This is a genomic window from Nonomuraea sp. IBHARD001, assembly GCF_056106265.1.
Genome location: NZ_JBWBBW010000002.1, coordinates 6,924,003 through 6,946,873, shown reverse-complemented (window position 1 = coordinate 6,946,873; position 22,871 = coordinate 6,924,003). Strand labels below are relative to the sequence as shown.

Below are 22,871 nucleotides of genomic sequence, written 5' to 3'. Positions count from 1 at the left end.
TGTGGTTATGTCGTCAGGAAAGCGGGCTCAGCGCTCGCTTTCCTGTGCGGTTGACCTGGTTTCACTGAGGCGAGCGGACTCGTCCAGGATGTCGGCGCCCTTGTCCCGCAACGCGGCTACGTGCTGACGCCCATGATGAGCGCAGAACAGCAGCTCCCCACCCACGGGCAGGGTTGCACGGATGTAGGCCTGGGCGCCGCAACGGTCGCATCGGTCGAGGGCCGTCAGCGGCTTGGCGGGGGCGAGTGCTCCAGTCACGTATCGCCTTTCGGGTCACCCCCGCCGAAGCGAGGATCGGGCGCAGTCACTTGAGACAACATCTAACCGGACGCGAACGTTCCCAACCGCTGACCTGCTACGCCCAGAGCGGAATGTCGCGGAAGGTAACGCGGAACTGGCCTTGGGTAACGACAAACGTGTCGTGATGGCAAGCTATTACGCGCACAGCGGGGAAGAACGGTAGGCTGCGCACACGTGTTCGAGCTACTTGCAGGGGAGCGGGCGTGACGGTAGCGGAGGCGGGTTATACAGCTCGTCACCTGTCGGTGCTTGAGGGCCTCGAGGCCGTCCGCAAGCGTCCAGGCATGTACATCGGGTCCACCGACAGCCGGGGCCTGATGCACTGCCTGTGGGAGATCGTGGACAACGGCGTCGACGAGGCGCTGGCGGGCCACTGCACCCGCATCGAGGTCGAGCTCTACCCCGACGGCTCCATCGAGGTCCGCGACAACGGCCGCGGCATCCCCGTCGACATCGAGCCCAAGAGCGGCCTGCCCGGCGTCGAGCTCGTCTACACGAAGCTGCACGCGGGCGGCAAGTTCGGAGGCGGCTCCTACGCCGCCTCCGGCGGTCTGCACGGCGTCGGCGCCTCCGTGGTCAACGCCCTGTCCGCGCGCCTCGACGTCGAGGTCGACCGCGACGGGCGCATCCACGAGATCAGCTTCCGCCGCGGCGTGCCCGGCGTGTTCGACGGCGACGGGCCCGCCGCCAAGTTCAAGAAGAAGTCCGGCCTGCGCGACGGCGGCAAGCTCGCCAAGCGCCTGACCGGCACCCGGGTGCGCTTCTGGGCCGACCGCCAGATCTTCCTGCCCGAGGCCGAGGTCTCGCTCGACGAGATCCACGTGCGCCTCCGCCAGACCGCCTTCCTGGTCCCCGGCCTGACGCTGGCCGTGCGCGACGGGCGCGGCGAGGAGGCCGTCGAGGAGGAGTTCCGCTTCGACGGCGGCATCTCGGAGTTCGCCGAGTTCCTCGCCAGGGACGAGGGCCTGGTCGAGGTGCTGCGGCTGCAGGGCGTCGGCCACTTCCACGAGACCGTGCCCGTGCTCGACGACCAGGGCCACATGACGCCGACCGAGGTCCAGCGCGAGCTGACCGTCGACGTGGCCCTGCGCTGGGGCAAGGGCTACGACACCACCGTCCGCTCCTTCGTCAACGTGATCGCCACCCCCAAGGGCGGCACCCACCTGACCGGGTTCGAGCGGGCGCTGGCCAAGACGCTCAACGAGCAGCTGCGCGAGACCAGGCTGCTGAAGAACGGCGACGACCCGGTCACCAAGGAGGACATCCTCGAAGGGCTGACCGCCGTCGTCACCGTGCGGGTGCCGGAGCCGCAGTTCGAGGGCCAGACCAAGGAGGTCCTGGGCACGTCGGCGGCCACCCGGATCGTCTCGCACGTGGTCTCGCGCGAGCTCAAGGAGCTGTTCGCCAATCCCAAGCGCGCGTTGAAGCAGCAGTTGCGCTCGGTCCTCGAAAAGATCGCCACGGCCGCCAAGGCCCGCATCGCGGCCCGCGAGCACCGCGACAACCAGCGGCGCAAGTCCGTCCTGGAGAACTCCGCGCTGCCCGCCAAGCTGGTCGACTGCCGCAGCGACGACGTCGACCGCAGTGAGCTGTTCATCGTCGAGGGCGACTCGGCGCTCGGCACGGCCAAGCTGGCCCGCGACTCGGAGTTCCAGGCGCTGCTGCCGATCCGCGGCAAGATCCTCAACGTGCAGAAGGCGTCCGTGAGCGACATGCTCAAGAACGCCGAGTGCGCGGCGATCATCCAGGTGGTCGGCGCCGGGTCCGGGCGCTCGTTCGACCTGGAGGCCGCCCGCTACGGCAAGGTCATCCTGATGGCCGACGCCGATGTCGACGGCGCGCACATCCGCTGCCTGCTGCTGACGCTGTTCCACCGCTACATGCGTCCGCTCGTGGAGGCCGGGCGTGTGTTCGCCGCCGTGCCGCCGCTGCACCGCATCGAGCTGACCAATCCCGGCCGTGGCCAGGAGAAGTACATCTACTGCTACTCCGACAACGAGCTGCACAAGGTCCTGCGTGACCTGGAGCGCCGGGGCAAGCGCTGGAAGGACCCCGTGCAGCGCTACAAGGGTCTGGGCGAGATGGACGCCGACCAGCTGGCCGAGACCACCATGGACCCGCGCCACCGCATCCTGCGCCGCGTCAGGATCGAGGACGCCGAGGCCGGAGAGCGCATCTTCGACCTGCTCATGGGCAGCGACGTCGCTCCGCGGCGCGAGTTCATCGTCAGCAGCGCCGCCGAGGTCGACCGCGACCACATCGACGCCTGACGGCGCGCCCCGGTAAGTCGGGGCGCGCCTCCTGGGCAGGTCAGATGTCGACCGGGCTGAGGGTGCCCGTCCGGACGTCGTACAGGGCGCCGCCCACGGGCATGTCCGCAGGCAGGAACGGGCTGGTCCTGATCCGGGTCAGGTCGCGCAGCAGGGCGGCAGGCTGGTCCGGAACCGTGTGGAACTCCAGGCTGCGCGTGTCCACGCCCCGGGCGGCGGCCAGCGCGTGCACGTCGTCGTCGGTGACCTTCGACATGCCGCAGTCGGTGTGCGGCATCACCAGCACGCGCTCGACGCCGAGCAGCGTGACACCCAGGACGAGGGTACGCAGGACGTCGTCGGTGACCCTGGCCCCCGCGTTACGCAGGATCTTGGCGTCGCCCGGCTTGAGGCCGAGCAGGCCGAGTGGGTCGATGCGCGAGTCCATGCAGGTGACGACCGCGAGACCTCGGGCCGCACGTCCGGTGAGATCGGAGTCGGTGAACGTCCGGGCGTACTCTTTGTTGGCAGCCAGCAGATCGTCGAAAGAAGGCATGCACCGATCATCCCTCACGCCCTTTTGGTGGAGGTTTCCGGGTCCTGACCGGGCGGTCGAGTTACCGAACGTGCCACGATCAGCGCTAACTTTGCGTGATGATGTCGTCACCCAAAGTGGAAGGTCATTGCCGTGAGTAGGACCGAATCGCTGGCCGCGTACCTGCGATCGCAGGCCAGGAGCAGACTCGACCGCGTCGAAACCGACGACAAGGGACGCAACGCCCGATGCGCCCTGGCCCTCCTCGACGCCGCCGCGTACGCCGAGACGCTGCCGCCTGATGCGCCTGTCGTCGGGCTGCTTGAGGCTTCGGGGTGCTTCGGGGGGCTGGGAGGCGACGCGTTCACGCCTGGTGAGGCCGGGGCCTTGCTGATCCGCGATTGGCAGGGGAGTGATCCTCAGGATCTGCTTCTGGCGCTGGCTGTGTCGCCCGCTACGGCCTGAACGGGGTTCGGGGGGCTGGATTTCCCCTTGGGGGTGGGGGCGTGCTTCTCCGCGGGGTGTGGGGCGCGTGAGGGTGGGGGCGCGGGAACTGCGGGATGTGGGAGGGCGTGGTGTGTGTGGGCTGGGAAGCCATGGCTCTGCTGATGAGGTGGCCCGGGAGGCGTTGAGCCTGGCGGCCGGCTGAGCCTGGCGGCTGGATGAGCTTGGCCGCGGGATGAGCTTGGCGTGGACGGGCGCAGGCGTGGTTTGGCCGGGGGTGGAGTGCCGGTCCGGAAGCGAAAACCGGTCCGAGCCCGAGAAGAGTGCACGGGCTGGAGATGTACGGACCTGGGACGTGAGACGGGGAACGAGATCCCGGCTCTTCGTCGTCCAACCCCGCAACCCCGCAACCCCGCAACCCCGCAACCCCGCAACCCCGCAACCCCGCAACCCCGCAACCCCGCAACCCCGCAACCCCGCAACCCCGCAACCCCGCAACCCCGCAACCTCACGCCTCCTGAGACCTCACGCCTCCTGAGACCTCACGCCTCCTGAGACCTCACGCCTCCTGAGACCTCACGCCTCCTGAGACCTCACGCCTCCTGAGACCTCACGCCTCCTGAGACCTCACGCCTCCTGAGACCTCACGCCTCCTGAGACCTCACGCCTCCTGAGACCTCACGCCCAAAAGTCCCCAATCAAACCGCGCCCGCCCCAAACCCATCCACCAGCCCATCCGCCACCAGCCCCAACGCCCCCACCCCAACCCCACCACCAGCACCCCCAAAAACGCCCCAGCCCGCCCCTCCCCAGGAGGTGCGGGCCGGAAAGTGGCGAGACGATGTCACCCCTCGCCAGGCTCCTCCGACGAGGACGCGCCGAGCGATCCCCCCACGGCTGCGATGGTGTGGGTGAGGCGGAGGCCGGAGCCGTCGCGGCGGCTGATCTCGTCGGGGAGGGGGATGGGCTTGCCCACGGCGGAGACGGCCTTGGCGGGGGCGGGGCCGGCCCAGGCCAGGAGGAGGACGTCCTCGCCCTTGAGGAAGCGCTGGGCGCGTACGCCGCCGGTCGCCCTGCCCTTGGCGGGGAACTCGGCGTAGTCGGAGACCTTGCCGCCTCCCACCTGCGTGCCGGGCAGCGCGGTCGCCGAACCGGCCACGGTGACGACCTGGGCCGGACGCGAAGGGTCGACCACGCCGAACCAGATCGCCGATGCCCCGTCGTCCAGTCTGATGCCCGCCATGCCTCCGGCGGGCCTGCCCTGCGGGCGTACGAGCGAGGCGGGATAGCGAAGGAGCTGGGCGTCGGAGCTGATGAAGACCAGGTCGTGCTCCTCCGACTCCAGCTCGGCCGCGCCGATCACCGTGTCGCCGTCCTTGAGACCGATCACCTCGAAGTCGTCACGGTTGGCCGGATAGTCCGGCACCACCCGCTTGACCACCCCCTGCGCCGTGCCGATCGCCAGACCTGGCCCGTCCGGATCGAGCGAGCCGAGCCCCACGACCCGTTCGTCGGGGTTCAGCGAGACGTACTCGGCCACAGGATGCCCCCCCGACAACGTCGGAGGATTGGCCGAAGGCGGCAGCGTCGGCAGGTCGATCACCGAGACGCGGATCGCGCGGCCCTGCGAGGTGACGACCGCGACCTCGCCGCGCACGCTTGAGCGTACGACCGAGACCAGGACGTCGTGCGCCGCGCGTTCGCCCGCACCGGCCAGCGGCGTCGCGTCGTTGGTGCGCGCGAGCAGCCCGGTCGACGACATCAGCACCAGGCACGGGTCGTCGGGCACCTCGAGCGGCACCGAGCTGGTACGGGCCACGCCGGACGACTCCAGCAGCACCGTGCGCCGAGGCGTGCCGTAGGTCTTGGCCACCTGGGCGAGCTCGGCCGAGACGACCTGGCGGAGCCGTTCGGGCGAGGACAGGATCGCGGTCAGCTCGGCGATCTCGTCGCTCAGCACCTGCTTCTCGCGGTCGAGCTCCAGCTTGTCGAAACGGGTCAGCCGGCGCAGCGGCGTGTCGAGGATGTAGGCGGCCTGGATCTCCGACAGGTCGAAGATCTCCATGAGCCGGGTGCGCGCCTGGGCCGAGTCGTCGGAGGTCCTGATGACCTGGATGACCTCGTCGATGTTGAGCAGCGCGATGATGAGACCGTCGACCAGGTGCAGGCGCTCCTCGCGCTTGCGGCGGCGGTACTCGCTGCGGCGCCGTACGACCTCGAGGCGGTGGTCGACGTAGACCTGCAGGAGCTGGCGCAGGCCGAGGGTGCGGGGTTCGCCGTCGACGAGGGCGACGTTGTTGATGCCGAACGTCTCCTCCATCGGGGTCAGCCGGTAGAGCTCGTCCAGGACGGCCTCGGGGTTGAAGCCGTTCTTGATCTCGATGACGAGGCGCAGGCCCTTGTGCCTGTCGGTGAGGTCCTTGAGGTCGGAGATGCCCTGGAGCTTCTTGCTGGTCACCAGCTCCTTGATCTTGGTGACGACACGCTCGGGGCCGACGTTGTAGGGCAGTTCGGTGACCACGATGCCCTTGCGGCGCGGCGTGACCTGGTCGATCGCGCACTTGGCCCGCATGCGGAAGGTGCCGCGCCCGCTCTCGTAAGCGTCGCGGATGCCCTGAAGACCGATGATCGAACCGCCGGTCGGCAGGTCGGGGCCCGGCACGAACCGCATGAGCTCGTCGAGCGTGGCGTCCGGCTTCTTGATCAGATGGCGGGCCGCGGCGATGACCTCGCCCAGATTGTGCGGCGCCATGTTGGTGGCCATGCCGACGGCGATGCCCGTGGTGCCGTTGACCAGCAGGTTGGGGAACGCCGCCGGCATGACGACGGGCTCGGTCTCCTGGCCGTCGTAGTTGGCCTTGAAGTCGGCGGTGTCCTCGTTGATCGACTCGACCATGAGCATCGCCGAGGCCGCGAGCCTGGCCTCGGTGTAACGCATCGCGGCCGGGAGGTCGTCAGGGGAGCCGAAGTTGCCGTGCCCGTCGACCAGCGGCAGCCGCATCGAGAACGGCTGGGCCATGCGGACCAGGGCGTCGTAGATGGCGGTGTCGCCATGGGGGTGGAGCTTGCCCATGACGTCGCCGACGACACGCGAGGACTTCACGTGCCCCCGGTCGGGACGCAGGCCCATCTCGCTCATCGAGTACAGGATGCGGCGCTGCACCGGCTTGAGGCCGTCGCGCGCGTCGGGAAGCGCCCGCTGGTAGATGACCGAGTAGGCGTATTCGAGGAAGCTCGTGCGCATCTCGGCGGACACGTCGATGTCGACGATCCGCTCCTCGAAGTCCTCGGGAGGGGGCGTGCTGGTCGTTCGTCGGGCCATCCGAACATTGTGCCGAAAGGAAAGGGCACCCCGCGACATCAACGCCCCGCCGGTCAGGCTCCGGGCCAGGAACCCGGCGGCTCGCCCTCCGCCTTCTCGGCCCCGATCTCCGTCCTGAACACCCGATACCCGCGCGCCTCGTAGTTGGCCAGCGCGTGCGGCCCGTCCAGCGTGCACGTGTGCAGCCATACGCGCGTGGTCGGCGCGAGGCCGGGCCATCTGGAGGCCAGGTCCCACGCCCGAGCCGTGCCCACGCTCAGCAGATGCCCCCCGAGCCCGCCACCCATGGCGTACGGCAGCAGCCCGAAGCACAGCACCTCGACCACGCCTCCGGCCTGCGGCTCGAACTCCACGTACCCGGCGGGCGTGCCCCGGTGGTAGGCGACCCACGTCTCCACGCCGGGTCGTTCCAGGTAGGCGGCCCACTGCTTTCTGCTCCAGCCGAGTCGCTCGTCCCAGTGGTGCGCGCCGCCCACCGCCGTGTACAGGAACCGGCTGAACTCGGGCACCGCCACCTCGGCGCGAAGGATCTCGACGGGCAGCCGCGAGGGCTTGGCCGGGATCAGGTCGGCGGGCGAGTTCTGGGCGAGATGCCAGGTGGTGACGTCCATGACGGCCATCCAATCGCACGGCCGTACCCCTGAGCCTGACCGGTTGGGGGAAAACGTCGGCCGAACCTGGTAACAAGGACCCCATGAGTGAGGTCCTCCCCGAAGTGGCGATGTTGCGCGAGCAGGCCGAGGAGCGTCTGCGGGCGCTCGCCGGCGAGCACGCGCGGCTGCGCGAAGACCAGTGGAGCGCCATCGAGGCGCTGGTCGTGCAGCGGCGCAGGGTGCTGGTCGTGCAGCGCACCGGCTGGGGCAAGTCGGCGGTCTACTTCGTCGCCACCGGCCTGCTCAGGGATCTCGGCGAGGGCCCCACGGTCATCGTCTCGCCGCTGCTGGCGCTCATGCGCAACCAGATCGCGGCGGCCGAGCGCGCGGGCATCAGGGCGGTCACCGTCAACTCGGCCAACCCCGAGGCGTGGGAGGAGATCTACACGCGGGTCGCCGACGGGCTCGTCGACGTGCTGCTGGTCAGTCCCGAGCGGCTCAACAACCCCGAGTTCCGCGACAACGTGCTGCCCGAGCTGGCCGAGAGCGCCGGGCTCGTGGTCGTCGACGAGGCGCACTGCATCTCCGACTGGGGCCACGACTTCAGGCCCGACTACCGCAGGCTCAAGGGGTTGTTCGAGGAGTTGCCGCCCGGTGTGCCGGTGCTGGCGACGACCGCGACGGCCAACGCCAGGGTCACCCACGACGTGGCCGAGCAGCTCACGGCCTCCGGCTACCTCATCGAGGACGCCGAGGACACGCTGGTCCTGCGCGGCCCCCTCGAACGCGACAGCCTGCACCTGAGCGTCGTACGGCTGCCCACGGCCGAGCAGCGCCTGGCCTGGCTGGCCCAGACGCTGCACGAGTTGCCCGGCTCCGGCATCGTCTACACGCTCACCGTCGCCGCCGCGCACGAGATCGCCGCCTACCTGCGCGAGCAGGGGCACGAGGTGCTCGCCTACACCGGCCAGACCGAGCAGGCCGAGCGTCTGGAGGCCGAGGAGGCCCTGCTGGGCAACAAGGTCAAGGCCCTGATCGCCACCAGCGCGCTCGGCATGGGCTTCGACAAGCCGGACCTCGGGTTCGTCGTCCACGTCGGGGCGCCGCAGTCGCCCGTCGCCTACTACCAGCAGGTCGGCCGGGCCGGGCGCGGGGTGGAGCGCGCCGAGGTCATCCTGCTGCCCGGTGCCGAGGACCGCGACATCTGGGAGTATTTCTCCTCGCTCGCCTTCCCGCCCGAGCAGGTCGTGCGCACCACGCTGCGCGCGCTGGAGGAGGGCGGCGTGCTGTCCACCCAGGCGCTGGAGACGCGGGTCGACCTCGGGCGCAGCCGCCTGGAGATGATGCTCAAGGTGCTCGACGTCGACGGGGCCGTGCGCAGAGTCAAGGGCGGCTGGGAGGCGACGGGCGAGCCGTGGGACTACGACGGCGAGCGCTATGCCCGCATCGCCGCCGAGCGCAAGGCCGAGCAGCAGGCCATGATCGACTACCTCACGACGCAGGAGTGCCGCGAGGAGTACCTCCGCAGACGCCTCGACGACGACACGGCCACCCCTTGTGGCCGCTGCGACAACTGCACGGGCGTGCACCGCTCGCCGGAGATCGCCTCGGGAGCCGTCGAGAGAGCCAGGGAGAGCCTCGGCAGGCCCGGCGTGGAGGTGGAGGCCCGCAGGCAGTGGCCGACCGGCCTGAGCGACCTGTCGGGCCGTATCCGCCCCGAGCTCGGCGCCGAGCCAGGCAAGGCGCTCGGCCGCCTGACCGACATCGGCTGGGGCAACCGCCTGCGCGACCTCTTCAACGCGCCGGACGCGCCCATCGCCGACGACATGTTCAAGGCCGTCGTCCAGGTGCTGGCCGCCTGGCAGTGGCAGGCGCGTCCCATCGCCGTGGTCAGCGTGCCGTCCGCCTCCCGGCCGCTGCTGGTGCGCTCGTTCGCCGAACGGCTGGCCAAGGTGGGGCGTCTGGACTACCTCGGCGAGCTCGGCTACCGCGCCGGTTCACCCGGCCGCCAGTTCAACAGCGCCCAGCGCGTCTCGGCGATCCGCGCGACGCTGGCCATGCCCAAGGACCTGGGTACGGCTGTCGCCGAGTGCGGGGGGCCGGTGCTGCTGATCGACGACCGGGTGGACACGGGCTGGACGATGACACTCGGCGCGGCCCTCATCCGGCACGCCGGTGCTCCGGCGGTCCTGCCCCTGGCCCTGGCCACGACCAGCTGAACCCACCCGGAAACCCGCGGACCCCAGCACGCGGATCCCAGCACAAAGCCCCGCGTACCGGAGTGCGCGGGGCCTGAGGTGGGACGGCGTGTGCCTCAGAGGCGGGGCCGGGCTCCCAGGTGGGAGATGGCCTTGGCGGCGAGGCTGCAGCCCGAGGCGAGGGCCTCGGCGGGGGGCTTGCCGGACAGCCAGGCCGGCAGGAAACCGGCGGTGAAGGCATCGCCCGCGCCGGTGCCGTCCACGACGCGGTCGACGGCCTCGGCAGGGACGCGGACCGGCTCGGCCCTGCTGTTGGTGTACCACAGCGCGCCGTCGGTGTTGAGCTTGATGACGACCTGCGGGAACCACGCGGTGAGCACCTTGGCGGCAGCCGCGGGGTCCTCGCGCCCGGTGAGCACCTTGGCCTGGTCGGCGTTGGCGAACAGCAGCTTGGCGCCGTGCGTCCACTCCAGGAACGGCTCGGCGCCGGTGCGCTCAAGGGGCGCGGAGGAGGAGCAGTCGATCGAGATCGACATCCCGGAGCGGCGCGCCATGTCCAGGGCGGTGAGCCCGGCCTCGCGCGAGCCGTCGTTGATCAGCGTGTAGCCGGACAGGTGCAGATGACTGCCCTGGGCGAACAGGTCGCGCGGCAGGTCCTCGGGCGAGAGCGCGGCATTGGCCCCGGGGTCGGACAGCATGGTCCGCTCGCCCTTGTGGGTCACGAGCACGACGCAGGTGCCGGTCGGACGTTCGGGGTCCATGACGAGCCTGGCGTCGACGCCGTAGCCCATCAGCTCCATGTCGCGGTTTCGGCCCGTGATGTCGGCGCCGCGACGGCCGATGAAGGCCACCTCGGCTCCCTCGACGGCCAGCCACGAGGCGATGTTGGCCCCGGAACCGCCGCCATGCATGGTCACGATGGCCGGGGTGTCGCTAGCCCTGGCCAGGGCGTAACGGGCGCGTGCGACCGCGTCGGTCATCAGATCGCCCACCACGACGACCCGCGTCATGATGTCCACCACCTTGCTGCCTTCGCCTCAGACGCTCTCCACACGAGCCTGACGCCGAGAAAACTAACAGCTTCGGGTCTGCTCGTGGGGCATAGACCGGACAGCCGACCACAGTCGATGCACAAGCGTTGTCCAAGCGGGGTGCCAGGTCTTGGCATCTGGGATAGAGGTCTACGCTCGGGACTGTGGAGGCGACCGCGCAAGCTCAATATCCCGCCCATTGGGAGGCGGACGTCGTCCTCGCCGACGGCGGGACCGCTCACGTGCGCCCGATCAGACCGGCCGATGCCGACCGGCTGCGGGCATTCTATTCGCGGCTGTCCGAGGAATCGATCTATTTCCGCTTTTTTGGCCCCAGGCCGCGGCTGTCGGACCGCGACGTGGCGTGGTTCACCCATGTCGACTACACCGACAGGGTGGCGCTGATCGCGACGATCGGCACCGAGATGGTGGCCGTGATCCGCTACGACCGCACCGGTCCCGGCGAGGCCGAGGTCGCCTTCCTCGTCGAGGACGCCCATCAGGGCAGAGGCGTGGCATCGGTCCTGCTGGAGCACCTGGCCGAGACGGCACGCGAGCGCGGCATCGAGCGGTTCGTCGCCGACGTGCTCCCGGCCAACCAGAAGATGATGGCCGTGCTGCGCCAGGTCGGCTACACCGCGCAGAGCGCCTTCGCCGACGGCGTGGTGCGGATGATCCTCGACCTGACGCCCACCGACACCGCCCAGGAGGTGACCCGCTCGCGTGAGCACCGGGCCGAGGCCCGCTCGATCGCCAGGCTGCTCACCCCGGGCTCGGTCGCGGTGATCGGCGCCTCCCGCGAGCCGGGCGGCGTCGGCCAGACCGTGCTGCGCAACCTGCTGGCCGCCGACTTCACCGGCCCCGTCTACCCGGTGCACCGCGAGGTGCGCGCCGTGGCGGGCGTGCGGGCCTACCCGAGCGTGACCGCGATCGACGGCGAGGTCGACCTCGCCGTGCTCGCCGTACCCGCCGAGGGGGTGATCGACGTGGTCAAGGAGTGTGCGGAGAAGGGCGTGCGGGGGCTGATCGTGGTGTCGTCGGGGTTCGGCGAGACCGGGGCCGAAGGCCGGGAACGGCAGGACGAACTGGTGCGCATCGCCAGGGCATACGGACTGCGCGTGGTTGGGCCCAACTGCCTGGGCATCGCCAACACCGATCCCGCAGTACGGCTCAACGCCACGCTGGCCGCGACCGTGCCGGGCCGGGGCAGGGTGGGTTTCTTCAGCCAGTCGGGCGCGCTCGGCACGGCCTTGCTGCAGCGGGTGGCGCAGCGCGGTATGGGCATCTCCTCGTTCGTCTCGGCAGGCAACAGGGCCGACGTGTCCGGCAACGACCTGCTGCAGTACTGGGAGGAGGACCCGGCGAGCGAGGTCATCCTGCTGTACCTGGAGTCGCTCGGTAATCCGCGCAAGTTCACCCGGCTGGCCAGGCGCATCTCACGGGTCAAGCCGATCGTCGTGGTCAAGTCGGGCGGCACCACCCAGGGCGTGCCGAGAGGGCATGCCGCGCCGGTGCTCGGGCTGCCGGACAGTGCGCTGAGCTCGCTGTTCGAGCAGGCGGGCGTGATCAGGGTGGACGACCTCATCCAGTTGTTCGACGTGGGCCAGCTGCTGGCGCACCAGCCGTTGCCGCGCGGCCCGAGAGTGGGCCTGGTCAGCAACTCCGACGCGCTGGGCCTGCTGGCCGTCGACGCGTGCGTGAGCGCGGGGCTCGAGCCGAGGCCCCCGGTGAACCTGGGCGCCAGGGCGGGCGCGGCCGAGTTCGGCGCCGCGCTGAGCGACGTGCTGGGCGCCGACGACGTGGACGCCGCCGTCGTCGTGTACATGCCGCCGATCCCGGGCGCCTCCGACGACGTCGCCTCGGCGCTGGTCGCGGCGGCCGGAGCCTTCGACAAACCGGTCCTGGCCACCTTCCAGGGCCATCTCGGCATGCTGCCCGCCCTGCGCGTCGACGCCTCGGGCGGCCCGCCCTGCGAGAGCGCCCTGCCCGAACGCGGCTCCGTGCCCTCCTACGCCGCCCCCGAGGAGGCGGTGCGCGCCCTGGCCCACGTCGTGCGCTACGCCATGTGGCGCGAGCGCCCCGCCGGACGTCCGCCCGAGCTCGAAGGGCTGGACGCCGAAGGCGCGCGTGCCCTCGTCGAACAGGCGCTCGGCGACGAGCACGACGCGGTCGTGGAGATCGACGCGGGCGAGCTGATGGCACGCTACGGCCTGGACGTCTGGCCGGCCGAGGTCGTGCACACCCCCGACGAGGCCGTGGCCGCGGCCGAACGTCTCGGCTGGCCCGTCGTCCTCAAGGCGGCGGACCCCGACGCGGCGCAACGCGCGGGCACCGTGCGTCTCGGTCTGGCCGCGCCCGGCGGGCTGCGTGCCGCCTATGCCGATCTCGCGGCGCAACTCGGCGCCGACACCGTGCTCGCCGTCCAGCGCATGGCGCCGCAGCCCGCCGTACCCACGGTGGTGAGTGTGACGGAGGATCCGGCGTTCGGGCCGGTGGTGTCGTTCGGGCTGGGCGAGGTGGCGGCCAGGCTGCTGCGCGACCAGGGGTATCGGCTGGCGCCGCTCACGGCGGAGGACGCGGCGGGGCTGGTGCGTTCGGTACGGGCGGCGCCGCTGCTGTTCGGGGAGTACGGCTATCCGCCGGTGGCGGTGGCGGCGCTGGAGGACCTGCTCGTCCGGGTGGGGCGGCTGGCCAACGACCTGCCCGAACTGGTCAGGCTCGACCTCGACCAGGTGCTGGTGGGGGAGTCCGGTGTCATCGTGCTCGGCGCGCGCGCCCTGCTGAGAAGCCCGGAGGGGCCTCGGCGCGACGGCGGCCCGAGACGCCTGGCCTGACTCCCGGACACGCGAAGAGGCGGGCGACCTTCGCGGACGCCCGCCTCCGTCATGCGGTCATGCGGTCAAGCGGTGGTGCTGGGTGCCGCTCAGCGCAGGCGCGCGGGCAGCGGGTTGGTGTCGGTCGCCGTGCAGCCGCTCGCGCAGTTGCTGTCGGCGGCCGTGACGCTCGCGGTGGCCGTGTAGCCGGCCTCCACACCCTTGGGCATCTGGCAGGCGACCGTGTAGGTCACCGAAGCGCCCGGCGCCAGGTCGACGACGGCGTTGACGTCGCCGACACCGCTGGCGGCGGGGCAGCCGTCGCCCTTGCAGGTCCACTTGATCTTGTCCCACGGCGTGGGCCAGTCGGCGGTCACGGCGGCGCCGCTGACCGGGTTGGCGCCGGTGTTGGTCACCGTGACCGTGTAGGTGTACGGGTCACCCGGGACGTACGGGTTCGGGCTCGACGACACCTTGACGTCCAGCTTGCCGGACGGCTCGACGAAGACCGGAGGCGCGATGGTCAGGTCGACCGTGCCGTTGTTGTTGGCCGGGTTGGTGTCACCCGGGGTCTCGGCTCCGACGCCGCCCTGGACCGGGCCCTGCGGGGCGCCGGCGGGAACGCTGAGGCCGACGGTGATCGCCGGGTAGCTCGCGCCGGGCTGCAGCGCGTCGGCGCCGGTGCCCGGACGGGTGCAGGTGACGACGGTGGTGCCCGTGCAGGTCCAGCCCTCGCCCGTCGCGCCGGTCACGGTGGTGCCGGCGGGCGGGGTGAAGGTGGCGGTGACGACGCCGTTGGTCGGGCCGTTGGCCGGAGCCGGGCCGTTGGCCACGGTCAGCGTCACGTCGCCGGTGGTGCCGGCGGCGATCGTGGTGGCGCCGCCGACGGTCGTGCTCAGGTCAGGGCCGGGAATCGGCGCCGGGGTGACCTCGGTGTCGCTGGTGGTGGCGTTGTCCTCGGGGTTGACCTCGACGCCGCCGGGGACGTCGGTCACCGAGTCGACGTTGCCGTTGGCGGTGACGGTGCCGGTGGTCTCCTTGGCGATGGCCACGTCGATGGTCACGGCCGGAGCGGCTGCCCCGGGCGCGATGTCGGCGTCGCTGTCACAGGTGACCTTCTGGCCGTCGATCGCGCAGGTCCAGCCGTCGCCCTTGGCCGCGGTGGGCGTGACGCCCGCCGGGATGTCGACCGTCAGCTTGAGCGGGTCGTCGGCGTAGCCGTAGGACGGGCTGGTGGAGACGGTGGCGGTGTACTGGCCGGTCTTGCCGCCGTCCCACGGTCCGTTGTTGGTGAGGTCGAGCTTGAGGTCGGCGTTCAGCGTGTTGGCGATGAAGCCGCCGATCGCGTGGTTGGCCGTCGCGGCGCCCGTCGAGGCGGCCCAGCCGACCTTGATGCTCTTCGGGATGGGCGGCTGGCCGGGCAGCTTGTTGAGGTCGAGGTTCTCCACGACGGAGACGAGTTCGCCGCCGTCCTGGAACCTGATGCCGACGTTCATGATGCTCTTGGTGGAGATGTCGACGACGACGTGCCGCTTGGCGACGGCGCGGTTCTTCTCCTTGTCGAGCGCGAGGTAGGAGGTGTTGGGCAGCGTCTTGCCCTGGATGTAGGCGTAGCCGGTCGCCTCCGAGCCTCGGATGACGACGGAGTTCGGCTTGACGCAGTTGCCCGTGCCGTCGGAGTTGCAGCCCGAGGGGCCGCCCTTGCCCGCGACCTTGGGGTTGGAGAAGTTGCCGTACTCGTCGAAGCCGATGCCGACGAAGGCGCCCTTGAGGTCCTTGTAGCCGAGGCCGCCGCCGGGAGCGCCCACATTGGCCGCCGCCGCACCGTCCATCAGGTAGAAGGAGATGCCGTCACCGCCACGCGCACCCAGCTTCGGGTCGGCGTACTGCACGGCGTCCCACTGGTAGGTGTCGAACTCGAAGGTGAGGCCCCGGTCGGACTGCAGCGGCTGGTTGAGGAGCAGCGCACCGCCGTTCTTCTTGGAGTTGTCGGTGAGGCGGAAGACGCCGTCACCGGGCGCGTCGGCCGCGCCCTGAAGGCAGTGCGGCAGCGAGCCGGGCTTGGAGGCGGTGGCCGAGGTCAGACACGGCCGGTCCGTCGCCGAGAGCAGGCTGGTCGCGACCCACTTCGTGGCCGAGACGTTGTCGCCCGCGAAGGTCTCCTGGTCGAGTGTTTCTGCATGCGCGGGCGTGACCATGGCCACGAACGTGAGTCCCGCCAGCATCGCCGTGGCGGCGGCCAGCCCTGTACGGCGTGCCGCCTGGGCACGCCGCTGCGGACGAGGGAGTCCGTATTCCATATTTTTTCCCCCGAGATAGCATTTATAGGAGAATGTCCGACCGCAATTCGGCCATGCGCTACCCACTCATGACGTCTGGTGATTTCAGCGCAGGCCAGCGGGACGGACATCGCTTGTCTACGTCCTAGCGATAACCTGCTCTGCCTGATAGCAAACCGGTGAATTCGGCGATAAGAGGTAATTGTTGCCCGCAGCCTCGACCGGCTCAAGGGTAATTATCCGATTTGAGCGGGTTATGAGTTGATTTGTCCAGATCTGCCGCGACAGTATGAGCGCAGGCCACCGGGCTGGCAGGATGGACCCATGAGGGAAACCCGAGTCTCGGCCGCGGGCCTGCGTGAAGCCATCGAGCGCAGCGGCTACTACCCCGACCTCGTCACCGATGCGGTCGAATCCGCGCTGGGCAAGGAGGCGGTGACCGCCTACGTGGTGCACCACGAGGCCACCTTCGATCCGGCGATGGAGGTGCGCAGGCACGTCACCGTCCTGGTGCTGTCGGCCACCAGGTTGCTGGTCTGCCACACCGACGAGCACCCGCCCGTCGAAGGAGTCTCGGCCGCACACGCCTCGACGACCACCGAGGCCGTCAGGCTGACCCGCGTGCAGTCGGTCGCCGTCACCCGTGTCGTGCCCGACCCCGCCTCCTACGTGCCGGGCGTGGCGCCGACCGAGGTGACGCTCACGATCGGCTGGGGCGCGATCTCGCACATCGACCTCGAACCCGCCACCTGCGGAGACGAGAACTGCGAGGCCGACCACGGCTACACCGGCGCCATCACGGCCGACGACCTGTCCCTGCGCGTGAGCGAGGCCGCCGACGGCCCCGAGGCGGTCGGCCACGTCCTGGCCTTCGCCAAGTCCCTGTCGGAGGCCACCGCACGCGCCACGGCCTAGACGCCTGCTCCCGATCGCGCTCAGGTCTTCAGGGGGAGCTGAGGGCGTCGGTCTTCCGGGGGAGCTGAGGGCGCCGGGCCGATCCCGGCGTACGGTGGGGCGGCGGCCTGCCCGAAGGGCTGCGCGAAACCCGGAGGTGTGCCATTTCCCTCGAACCTCTGCCCCTCGAACCCCTGGTGCCCGCCTACGGCGCGGCTTCGCTGTCCGATCTGCCCGGCTCGATCCTGGCCGCGCTGGGCGTCGGCGAGAGCAATGTCCTGGGGCTGCCGCCTGCCGACCGGGTGTGCCTGTTCCTGGTCGACGGCCTCGGCGCCGATCTGCTCGCCGCGCATCCCGAGTCCGCTCCCTTCCTGTCGTCGCGGGCTGGCCGCGTGCTCAACGCGGGCTTTCCCGCCACCACCGTGACCAGCCTGTGCTCGCTCGGCACCGGCTCGGCGCCAGGTGAGCACGGCATGCTCGGCCTCATGCTCGCCGTACCCGGCACGGGGCAGTTGTTCAACTGCCTGCGCTGGAGCGGGCCCGAAGGGCTCGTCGTCGAGCCCGAGGAGTGGCAGCCCAGGCCCACGGTGTACGAACGCGCCGGGCAGGCCGGGGTGACCAGCAGCTATGTCGCGCCCGCGATGTTCGAGGGCACGGGGCTGACCAGGGCCGTGTACCGGGGCGTGCGCTACCTCGGCGCCGACAGCGTCGACGAGCGGGTCGCCGGGGTGGCCAGGGCGATGGCCGAGCCGAGGGCGCACGTGGTCGTGTACTACGGCGACCTCGACGCGATGGGCCATCTCACCGGCTGGGGCACGCCCGAATGGCTGGAGCAGCTCGCGATCGTCGACTCCATGGCCGAACGCATCGCCGAGGCCCTGCCGCCGGGCGCCGCCCTGTACGTCACCGCCGACCACGGCATGGTCAACGTGCGCGAGAAGATCGACGTCGAGAGCGCGCCCGGCCTGGCCGAAGGCGTGCGCATGCTGGGCGGCGAGGCGCGGGCCCGCCACGTCTACACCGAGCACGGCGCGGCCGACGCCGTCCTGGCCGCCTGGCGCGACACGCTGGCGGGCAAGGCATGGGTCGTCTCGCGCCAGGAGGCCGTCGAGTCCGGCTGGTTCGGCCCGCGCGTGCTAGACGAGTGGCTCGGGCGCATCGGCGACGTCGTCGCGGTGCCGTACGGGGACAGTGCGCTGGTGGCGCCGCAGCGGCATCGGATGGAGGCGATGTTCACCGGATACCATGGCTCACTCACGGCGATCGAGCAGAACGTGCCCCTCCTGGAGGTCATCAGATGAGCAGTGCCCATACCGGCGACGCCACGCCGCTCCTCACGGCGGCCGAGCTGGCAGGGTTGCTGCCGGACGAGGTGACGGTGCTCGACGTGCGCTTCAGGCGCGGCACGCCGAGCGGCGCCGAGGCCTACCGTGAGGGACACGTGCGGGGCGCGGTGTTCTGCGACGTCGACGCCGACCTGGCGGCGACCCCCGGCGCCGGAGGCAGGCACCCGCTGCCCGGGGCCGACGACTTCCAGGCCGCCATGCGGGCGCTCGGCGTGCGCGACGGGCGCACGGTCGTGGTCTACGACGACGCCGACTCCACCTATGCCGCACGCGCCTGGTGGAGCCTGCGCTACTTCGGCCACGACGACGTCCGCGTGCTCGACGGCGGCTACCGTGCCTGGTCGGAGGCCGGACTGCCGATCGACACCGGCGTGGGCGAGGCCGAGCCCGGCGACTTCACCGCCAAGCCGGGCGCGATGCCGGTGCTCGACGCCGACCAGGCCGCCGCGCTCACGACGACCGGGCTGCTGTTCGACGCCAGGGCCGCCGAGCGTTTCCGGGGCGAGGTGGAGCCGCTCGACCCGGTCGCCGGACACATCCCCGGCGCGGTCAGCGCGCCCACCGACCAGAACGTCACCGCCGTCGGCACCTTCCTGCCGCCCGAGATCCTGCGTGAGCGGTTCATCGCGCTGGGCGTCGACGAGGGGGCCGAGCTCGGCGCGTACTGCGGCTCCGGCGTGACGGCCGCTCACGAGGTGCTCGCGCTCTCGCTGGCCGGTTTCCCCGCCGCGCTGTACGTGGGGTCGTGGTCGCACTGGATCACCGATCCGTCCAGGCCGGTCGCCACCGGCGCGTAGGTCCGGGCGATCGGCCGCGAGCCGTCGCCGAAGCACACGAACCCGAGCACGCCCGTCTCCGCCGTCGCCTCGGCCAACGCGGTGGCGGGCGCCGTGCCCGAGGCCAGCCGTGCGTGCAGGCGCTCCATCAGGCGCACGGCGTCGGCGTCCCTGACCGGCACCACGTCGGCCAGCACACACGCGCTTCCCCTGGCCAGGAACGTGCCCGGCAGGCCCAGCGGGGCGCCGTCCGACGGTGTGTGCGCCATGCCGCCGTCGCAGGCCGACAGCACCACGAGCCCGGGAGCCCCGCCCGGTCGCAGCACGTCGTAGGCCATGAGCGGCCCGTCGTCCAGGCTGATGCTCGACAGCAGCGGCGAGCGCGGATGGAACAGCCCGTGCGCCGCCAGGTGCAGCACGCCCGCGCGCCCGATCGCCTCCAGCACATCGGCGACCCGGCCCCGCACCCGCCCGGCTCCGGCGTGGAAGCGCAGGACCTGGGCGACCTCGTCGTCGGCGTGCACGAGGCCGGGTCCGGCCGCCGCGAGCACAGGGCCGTGCGCCGGGCCGGCCCGCCTCGCCGCCAGCCAGGAGGCCGCGCTCGCCGCCACCGATACCGGCCGCTCGCGCAACGCCGGGAGCGCGGGCCAGGGCAGCGTGTGCAGGGCGCCGCTCGGCACGACGACCCACTGCGGCGGGCCCGTCTCCAGCGGGGTGACCAGCATCCGGCCCAGCGCCTCGGCCTCGGCCGCCACCAGGGCGGCCAGGTCGCGTGCGGGCGTCGTGGTGTCGCGGCGGTACAGCCGTCGCAGGCCGTACCTCAGCCGTTTGGTCGCCTCGGCCGCCGCGCCGTAGGAGCCGAGCGTGTGCAGGCGCATGCCGTCGGGGGTGAGGGTGAGGGCCAGGAGGGTGTCGCCGTGCCTGACGTACTCGACCAGGCCGTGGTCGCCGAGCGCCTGCTGCAGGAGGGCCGGATCCGGGGCCGTGGTGAGGCCGGAGGCGGCCACGGCTCGGCATCGCTCGGCCCATCGGAAGACGGCTTCGGCGGGGGTCGTCCGGGCGGAGCCCGCCGAAGGGCGATCGGCACGCGGTGCGCCGACGGGCGTGGTGAGGGCGAGCTGCAGGCCGATCGCGGCCAGGGGGGCCGCCGTGCGGGCCGCATAGGCGCGCATGGCCGGGTCGTCGAGGGTCGCGACCCGCCGGGCGACCGCCTCAAGGCCGCGTTCGGCCGCACACATCGCCGCCTCGGCGTCACCGGCCAGCCGGGCGCGCAACGCCTCGGCGTGATGCGCGAGCGCAGGCGACCCGCCACTCAGCAAGCCACCGGCTCCAAGCCCGCCCCGCCCGGCGGATGCCGCCTTCGGCACCTCACCGTCTCCGAGCCCGCCCCGCCCGGCGGATGCCGCCTTCGGCACCTCGCCGTCTCCAGGCTCGTCACACCTGGCGGATGTGGCTTTCGGCACCCCACCATCTCCGAGCCCGCCCCGCCCAGCGGATGCCGCCTTGTCCGCACGCACCGCCCGGCCCGATACGACCCGGTACAGGTCGCACACCGTCTCGGCGGCCCTGCGCCCGGCCCGATCGGGGTCGCACCCGGCCAGCGCGTCCAGTTGCTGCGCGGCCGTGGCCGGGTCGCCGTGCTCCAGGGCGTGTTCGGCCACGGTGAGGCGCAAGGCGAACGCGGGGGCCGGATGCCCGTGCCGCTCCAGCGCCGACGCGCACTCCAGGGCCTCGGTGACGAAGCCCTCATCGCCCGGCGCCAGGGCGAGCCGCGCCCGCAGCCGTACCTCGCTCGCCAGCGGCACCCAGGACGTGCGCCGCTGCCCGGCCAGCTCCACCTCGGCCAGCCGCGCCGCCTCGGCCGCGCGGTGCGCGTCTCCGGCGAGCAGCTCCGCCTGCGCCAGCCGCAGCCGCGCCTCGGCCAGCGCCGCCCCGGCGCCCGCCGCCTCCAGCTCGGGTACGGCCTTGGCCAGCAACGCTCGCGCCTCGCCCGCCAGGTTCAGCCCGAGCAGCGCCGCCGCGAGTTCGGCCCGCAGCACGGCCAGCCGCTCGGGATAGTCGGCGAGCCACTCCTGCGCCGCCCTGAACCCGGCCAACGCCTCGCCCACCAGCCCCTGACGCAGCAGGGCGAGCGGCAGATTGGCGCGGGCGAGCACCGCGACGAACGGGAATCCGGCGGCATGGGCGAGCTCGGCGCAGGTCCGCAGGTCCTCCACCGCCGCATCGGCCCGCCCCAGCCACATCCGGCAGATCCCCCGGTTGAGCAAAGCCCCGGCCAGGAAACGCAGCCGATCGCCCTCATCGCGGGCGGCCGACGAGCAGGCCAGCACCTCGACGGCATGATCGCACCACGCGATGGCCTCCTCGTGCCGGTCGAGATGGGCCAGGGCGACCGCACGCTGGATGCCGAGCTTGGCCCGCTCGACCGCCGACTCCAGAGCAGGCTCGGCCATGGCGGCGATGCGCAACGCCTGGAGCGGACGGCCGCGCTCGGTGGCGATGGTGACCAGCGACAGCCGGGCCTGGGCCCGCCGGTGCGGGAAGGGCCGCGCGGCGGCGACAGCCGTACGGAGATGGCGTTCGGCGGCGGGCAGGTCGCCCAGCTCACGCGCGGCCAGGGCGAGCGCCCGCAGTGCGATCACCGCCGCTTCGAGCAGCGGTCCGCTCAGCCCGCCGAGGGCTGGACCGGGCGTGGCGGCGCCCAGTGCTACCGGCGCCGTGCCGGGCGGTGGCCCGGAGAGGAGTGCGGGGCGGGGCTCGGAATCGTCTGCCGAGGTCGTATCAGTGCCTGGCGGGAGACCAGCGACGGTTGACGCTGTGCTTCGGGCATGCGTGCTGCTGTGCTGAACGGCAGTGCCCCACTCCGTCGTGAGGACGCCGGTCATCCTGAGGATCTCGGTCGCGGCGGCGTGCGCTCGACGGGGGTCGGCGCCTGCCATCACCACGGCCGCTTCGGCCACCGCGACAAGCCTCGTCGCGGGGCCGTGGGAGTCTCCCGGTGAGGGCGGAGGCGTGATGTTCGCCGCCCTCATGGGTGGACGTACGGTCAAGGACGGATCCGGACCCAACGGGTCGAGACCGCATCACGGCCTGGCCGGTGGCATGTCACCCGGAACCACCCGGGCGGTATGCCGGTCGCCGCGAACTGACCCGTGCCCACGAGATCGGGGAACAGCGTCACGTGCGGCGTGCGTATCTCAAGCCTGGTGCCGTCCCCCGGGAAGGGAGAGACACGCCCGGTCACGTCGATGAGTCCGTCGTCGACGGTCACCTCCAGTTCGAAGGCCAGCTCGGGAGTCGTGAATGTGACGAAGAAGGGCTCGTCCGCCCCTCTGATGCCGTATGCGGTTGTGCTCGCCCCGTCCTCGGGCGCGGCGTAGACCGTGCCCTGCTGCCGGAGTGAGTAGGCCTCGCGAGCGAACGCGGTGACGTGGGCGGGAACTTCGTCGTGTCCGGTCGCGAGGCGAAGAGCGGCTAAGAGATATTCGTCCTCGATCAAGGCACCTTCTCCTTAGAAGAGATCAGGGTGCGCAGTTGTTGGAGACATCGATTCCTGCTGGAACCGGCGCTCCCCCTGGGGATTCCCAGTCGCTGTGCCGCTTCGTGCAGCCCTGAGTCAGGTGCGGTTGCCCAATGCTGCAGAAGGGTGCGACAGGGTTCGGGCATGAACGCGACAGCCTGCCAGACCCGAGACGATTCATCCGCCTGTAAGACCACGGATGCCGGATCCACTGTCACGCCGCCTTCGGGCGGTTCAGGGGTGAGCCGCACGCCCCCCGCCCTCCGACTGATGAGAAGCGCTTCGCGCCGGACGGTGGTGACCAGCCACGCGCCTACCCTGTCTGGTGCCCTGATGGTCTCCAGGCTCTCGAGGAGGCGCAGCCAGGTGCCTTGGACTGCGTCCGCGGCATCGGGCGGCTGGAGACCATGAGCTCGGGCCACAGCCCACAGGCGGGCGTCGAAAAGGTCCACGAGACCGTTCCACGCTGCCGCGTCGCCTGCGGCCGCGGCCAGAAGCAGATCCGTCATCCCTTGCGGATCATGCTGGTGACCCATGTTGCCTCCCCGTGATCGACAGGGAACTCTGGGTG

Annotated in this window: 16 protein-coding genes; 7 read left to right on the top strand and 9 right to left on the bottom strand. The window is 71.4% G+C overall.

Annotated elements, in window-relative coordinates:
- Window positions 1-27: 27 nt before the first annotated feature.
- A complete protein-coding gene (locus ACTWNK_RS33210; RefSeq protein ID WP_474308862.1) occupies window positions 28-258 on the bottom strand; it encodes a DUF7455 domain-containing protein in 231 nt (76 codons plus the stop codon).
- Between the two features lie 245 nt (window positions 259-503).
- Between ACTWNK_RS33210 and ACTWNK_RS33205 the strand changes: the two genes are divergently transcribed.
- The gene (locus ACTWNK_RS33205) at window positions 504-2,570 is read left to right on the top strand and encodes a DNA gyrase/topoisomerase IV subunit B (RefSeq protein WP_474308861.1); all 2,067 of its coding nucleotides are present in this window, start codon (window positions 504-506) and stop codon (window positions 2,568-2,570) included.
- A gap of 40 nt (window positions 2,571-2,610) precedes the next feature.
- Here the strand turns inward: ACTWNK_RS33205 and ACTWNK_RS33200 are convergent, their stop codons facing one another.
- A complete protein-coding gene (locus ACTWNK_RS33200; RefSeq protein WP_474308860.1) occupies window positions 2,611-3,105 on the bottom strand; it encodes a beta-class carbonic anhydrase in 495 nt (164 codons plus the stop codon).
- A 132-nt stretch (window positions 3,106-3,237) separates the two neighbouring features.
- Here ACTWNK_RS33200 and ACTWNK_RS33195 point away from each other — a divergent pair, with 132 nt between their 5' ends.
- Window positions 3,238-3,549 (top strand): hypothetical protein, encoded by a 312-nt coding sequence (locus ACTWNK_RS33195; RefSeq protein WP_474308859.1) that lies wholly within the window; start codon window positions 3,238-3,240, stop codon window positions 3,547-3,549.
- Between the two features lie 823 nt (window positions 3,550-4,372).
- On the opposite strand, the gene ACTWNK_RS33190 is transcribed toward ACTWNK_RS33195, so the two are convergent.
- Window positions 4,373-6,850 carry a DNA gyrase/topoisomerase IV subunit A gene (locus ACTWNK_RS33190; RefSeq protein ID WP_474308858.1) on the bottom strand — a complete coding sequence of 826 codons (2,478 nt, stop codon included), beginning with the start codon at window positions 6,848-6,850 and terminating at the stop codon, window positions 4,373-4,375.
- 53 nt (window positions 6,851-6,903) lie between these two features.
- Complete coding sequence (locus ACTWNK_RS33185; RefSeq protein ID WP_474308857.1) at window positions 6,904-7,461, bottom strand: GNAT family N-acetyltransferase; 558 nt, start codon at window positions 7,459-7,461, stop codon at window positions 6,904-6,906.
- Between the two features lie 83 nt (window positions 7,462-7,544).
- Here ACTWNK_RS33185 and ACTWNK_RS33180 point away from each other — a divergent pair, with 83 nt between their 5' ends.
- Window positions 7,545-9,662, top strand: coding sequence for a RecQ family ATP-dependent DNA helicase (locus tag ACTWNK_RS33180; RefSeq protein WP_474308856.1), 2,118 nt, complete (start codon window positions 7,545-7,547; stop codon window positions 9,660-9,662).
- 95 nt (window positions 9,663-9,757) lie between these two features.
- Here the strand turns inward: ACTWNK_RS33180 and ACTWNK_RS33175 are convergent, their stop codons facing one another.
- Window positions 9,758-10,651 (bottom strand): carbohydrate kinase family protein, encoded by an 894-nt coding sequence (locus tag ACTWNK_RS33175; protein WP_474308855.1) that lies wholly within the window; start codon window positions 10,649-10,651, stop codon window positions 9,758-9,760.
- Between the two features lie 185 nt (window positions 10,652-10,836).
- Between ACTWNK_RS33175 and ACTWNK_RS33170 the strand changes: the two genes are divergently transcribed.
- Window positions 10,837-13,506 carry a bifunctional acetate--CoA ligase family protein/GNAT family N-acetyltransferase gene (locus ACTWNK_RS33170; protein WP_474308854.1) on the top strand — a complete coding sequence of 890 codons (2,670 nt, stop codon included), beginning with the start codon at window positions 10,837-10,839 and terminating at the stop codon, window positions 13,504-13,506.
- Between the two features lie 89 nt (window positions 13,507-13,595).
- Here the strand turns inward: ACTWNK_RS33170 and ACTWNK_RS33165 are convergent, their stop codons facing one another.
- Window positions 13,596-15,785, bottom strand: a complete 2,190-nt coding sequence (locus ACTWNK_RS33165) for a hypothetical protein (protein ID WP_474308853.1) — start codon at window positions 15,783-15,785, stop codon at window positions 13,596-13,598.
- 303 nt (window positions 15,786-16,088) lie between these two features.
- On the opposite strand from ACTWNK_RS33165, the gene ACTWNK_RS33160 reads away from it, so the two are divergent.
- From ACTWNK_RS33160 to ACTWNK_RS33150, 3 genes are all read left to right on the top strand, one after another.
- Window positions 16,089-16,679, top strand: coding sequence for a DUF5998 family protein (locus ACTWNK_RS33160; protein ID WP_474308852.1), 591 nt, complete (start codon window positions 16,089-16,091; stop codon window positions 16,677-16,679).
- A 176-nt stretch (window positions 16,680-16,855) separates the two neighbouring features.
- Window positions 16,856-17,959, top strand: coding sequence for an alkaline phosphatase family protein (locus ACTWNK_RS33155; protein WP_474308851.1), 1,104 nt, complete (start codon window positions 16,856-16,858; stop codon window positions 17,957-17,959).
- A complete protein-coding gene (locus ACTWNK_RS33150; RefSeq protein WP_474308850.1) occupies window positions 17,956-18,801 on the top strand; it encodes a sulfurtransferase in 846 nt (281 codons plus the stop codon). Before ACTWNK_RS33155 ends, ACTWNK_RS33150 begins: the two co-directional genes overlap by 4 nt.
- Here ACTWNK_RS33150 and ACTWNK_RS33145 read toward each other — a convergent pair.
- The 3 genes from ACTWNK_RS33145 to ACTWNK_RS33135 form a co-directional block, all read right to left on the bottom strand.
- On the bottom strand, window positions 18,693-21,422 hold the full coding sequence (locus ACTWNK_RS33145) for a CHAT domain-containing protein (RefSeq protein WP_474308849.1): 2,730 nt from the start codon (window positions 21,420-21,422) through the stop codon (window positions 18,693-18,695). The two genes, ACTWNK_RS33150 and ACTWNK_RS33145, sit on opposite strands and share 109 nt — an antisense overlap.
- A 404-nt stretch (window positions 21,423-21,826) precedes the next feature.
- Window positions 21,827-22,279 (bottom strand): hypothetical protein, encoded by a 453-nt coding sequence (locus ACTWNK_RS33140; RefSeq protein WP_474308848.1) that lies wholly within the window; start codon window positions 22,277-22,279, stop codon window positions 21,827-21,829.
- Window positions 22,276-22,809, bottom strand: coding sequence for an RNA polymerase sigma factor (locus ACTWNK_RS33135; protein ID WP_474311053.1), 534 nt, complete (start codon window positions 22,807-22,809; stop codon window positions 22,276-22,278). The genes ACTWNK_RS33140 and ACTWNK_RS33135 overlap by 4 nt, the downstream gene beginning before the upstream one ends.
- Between the last annotated feature and the right edge of the window lie 62 nt (window positions 22,810-22,871).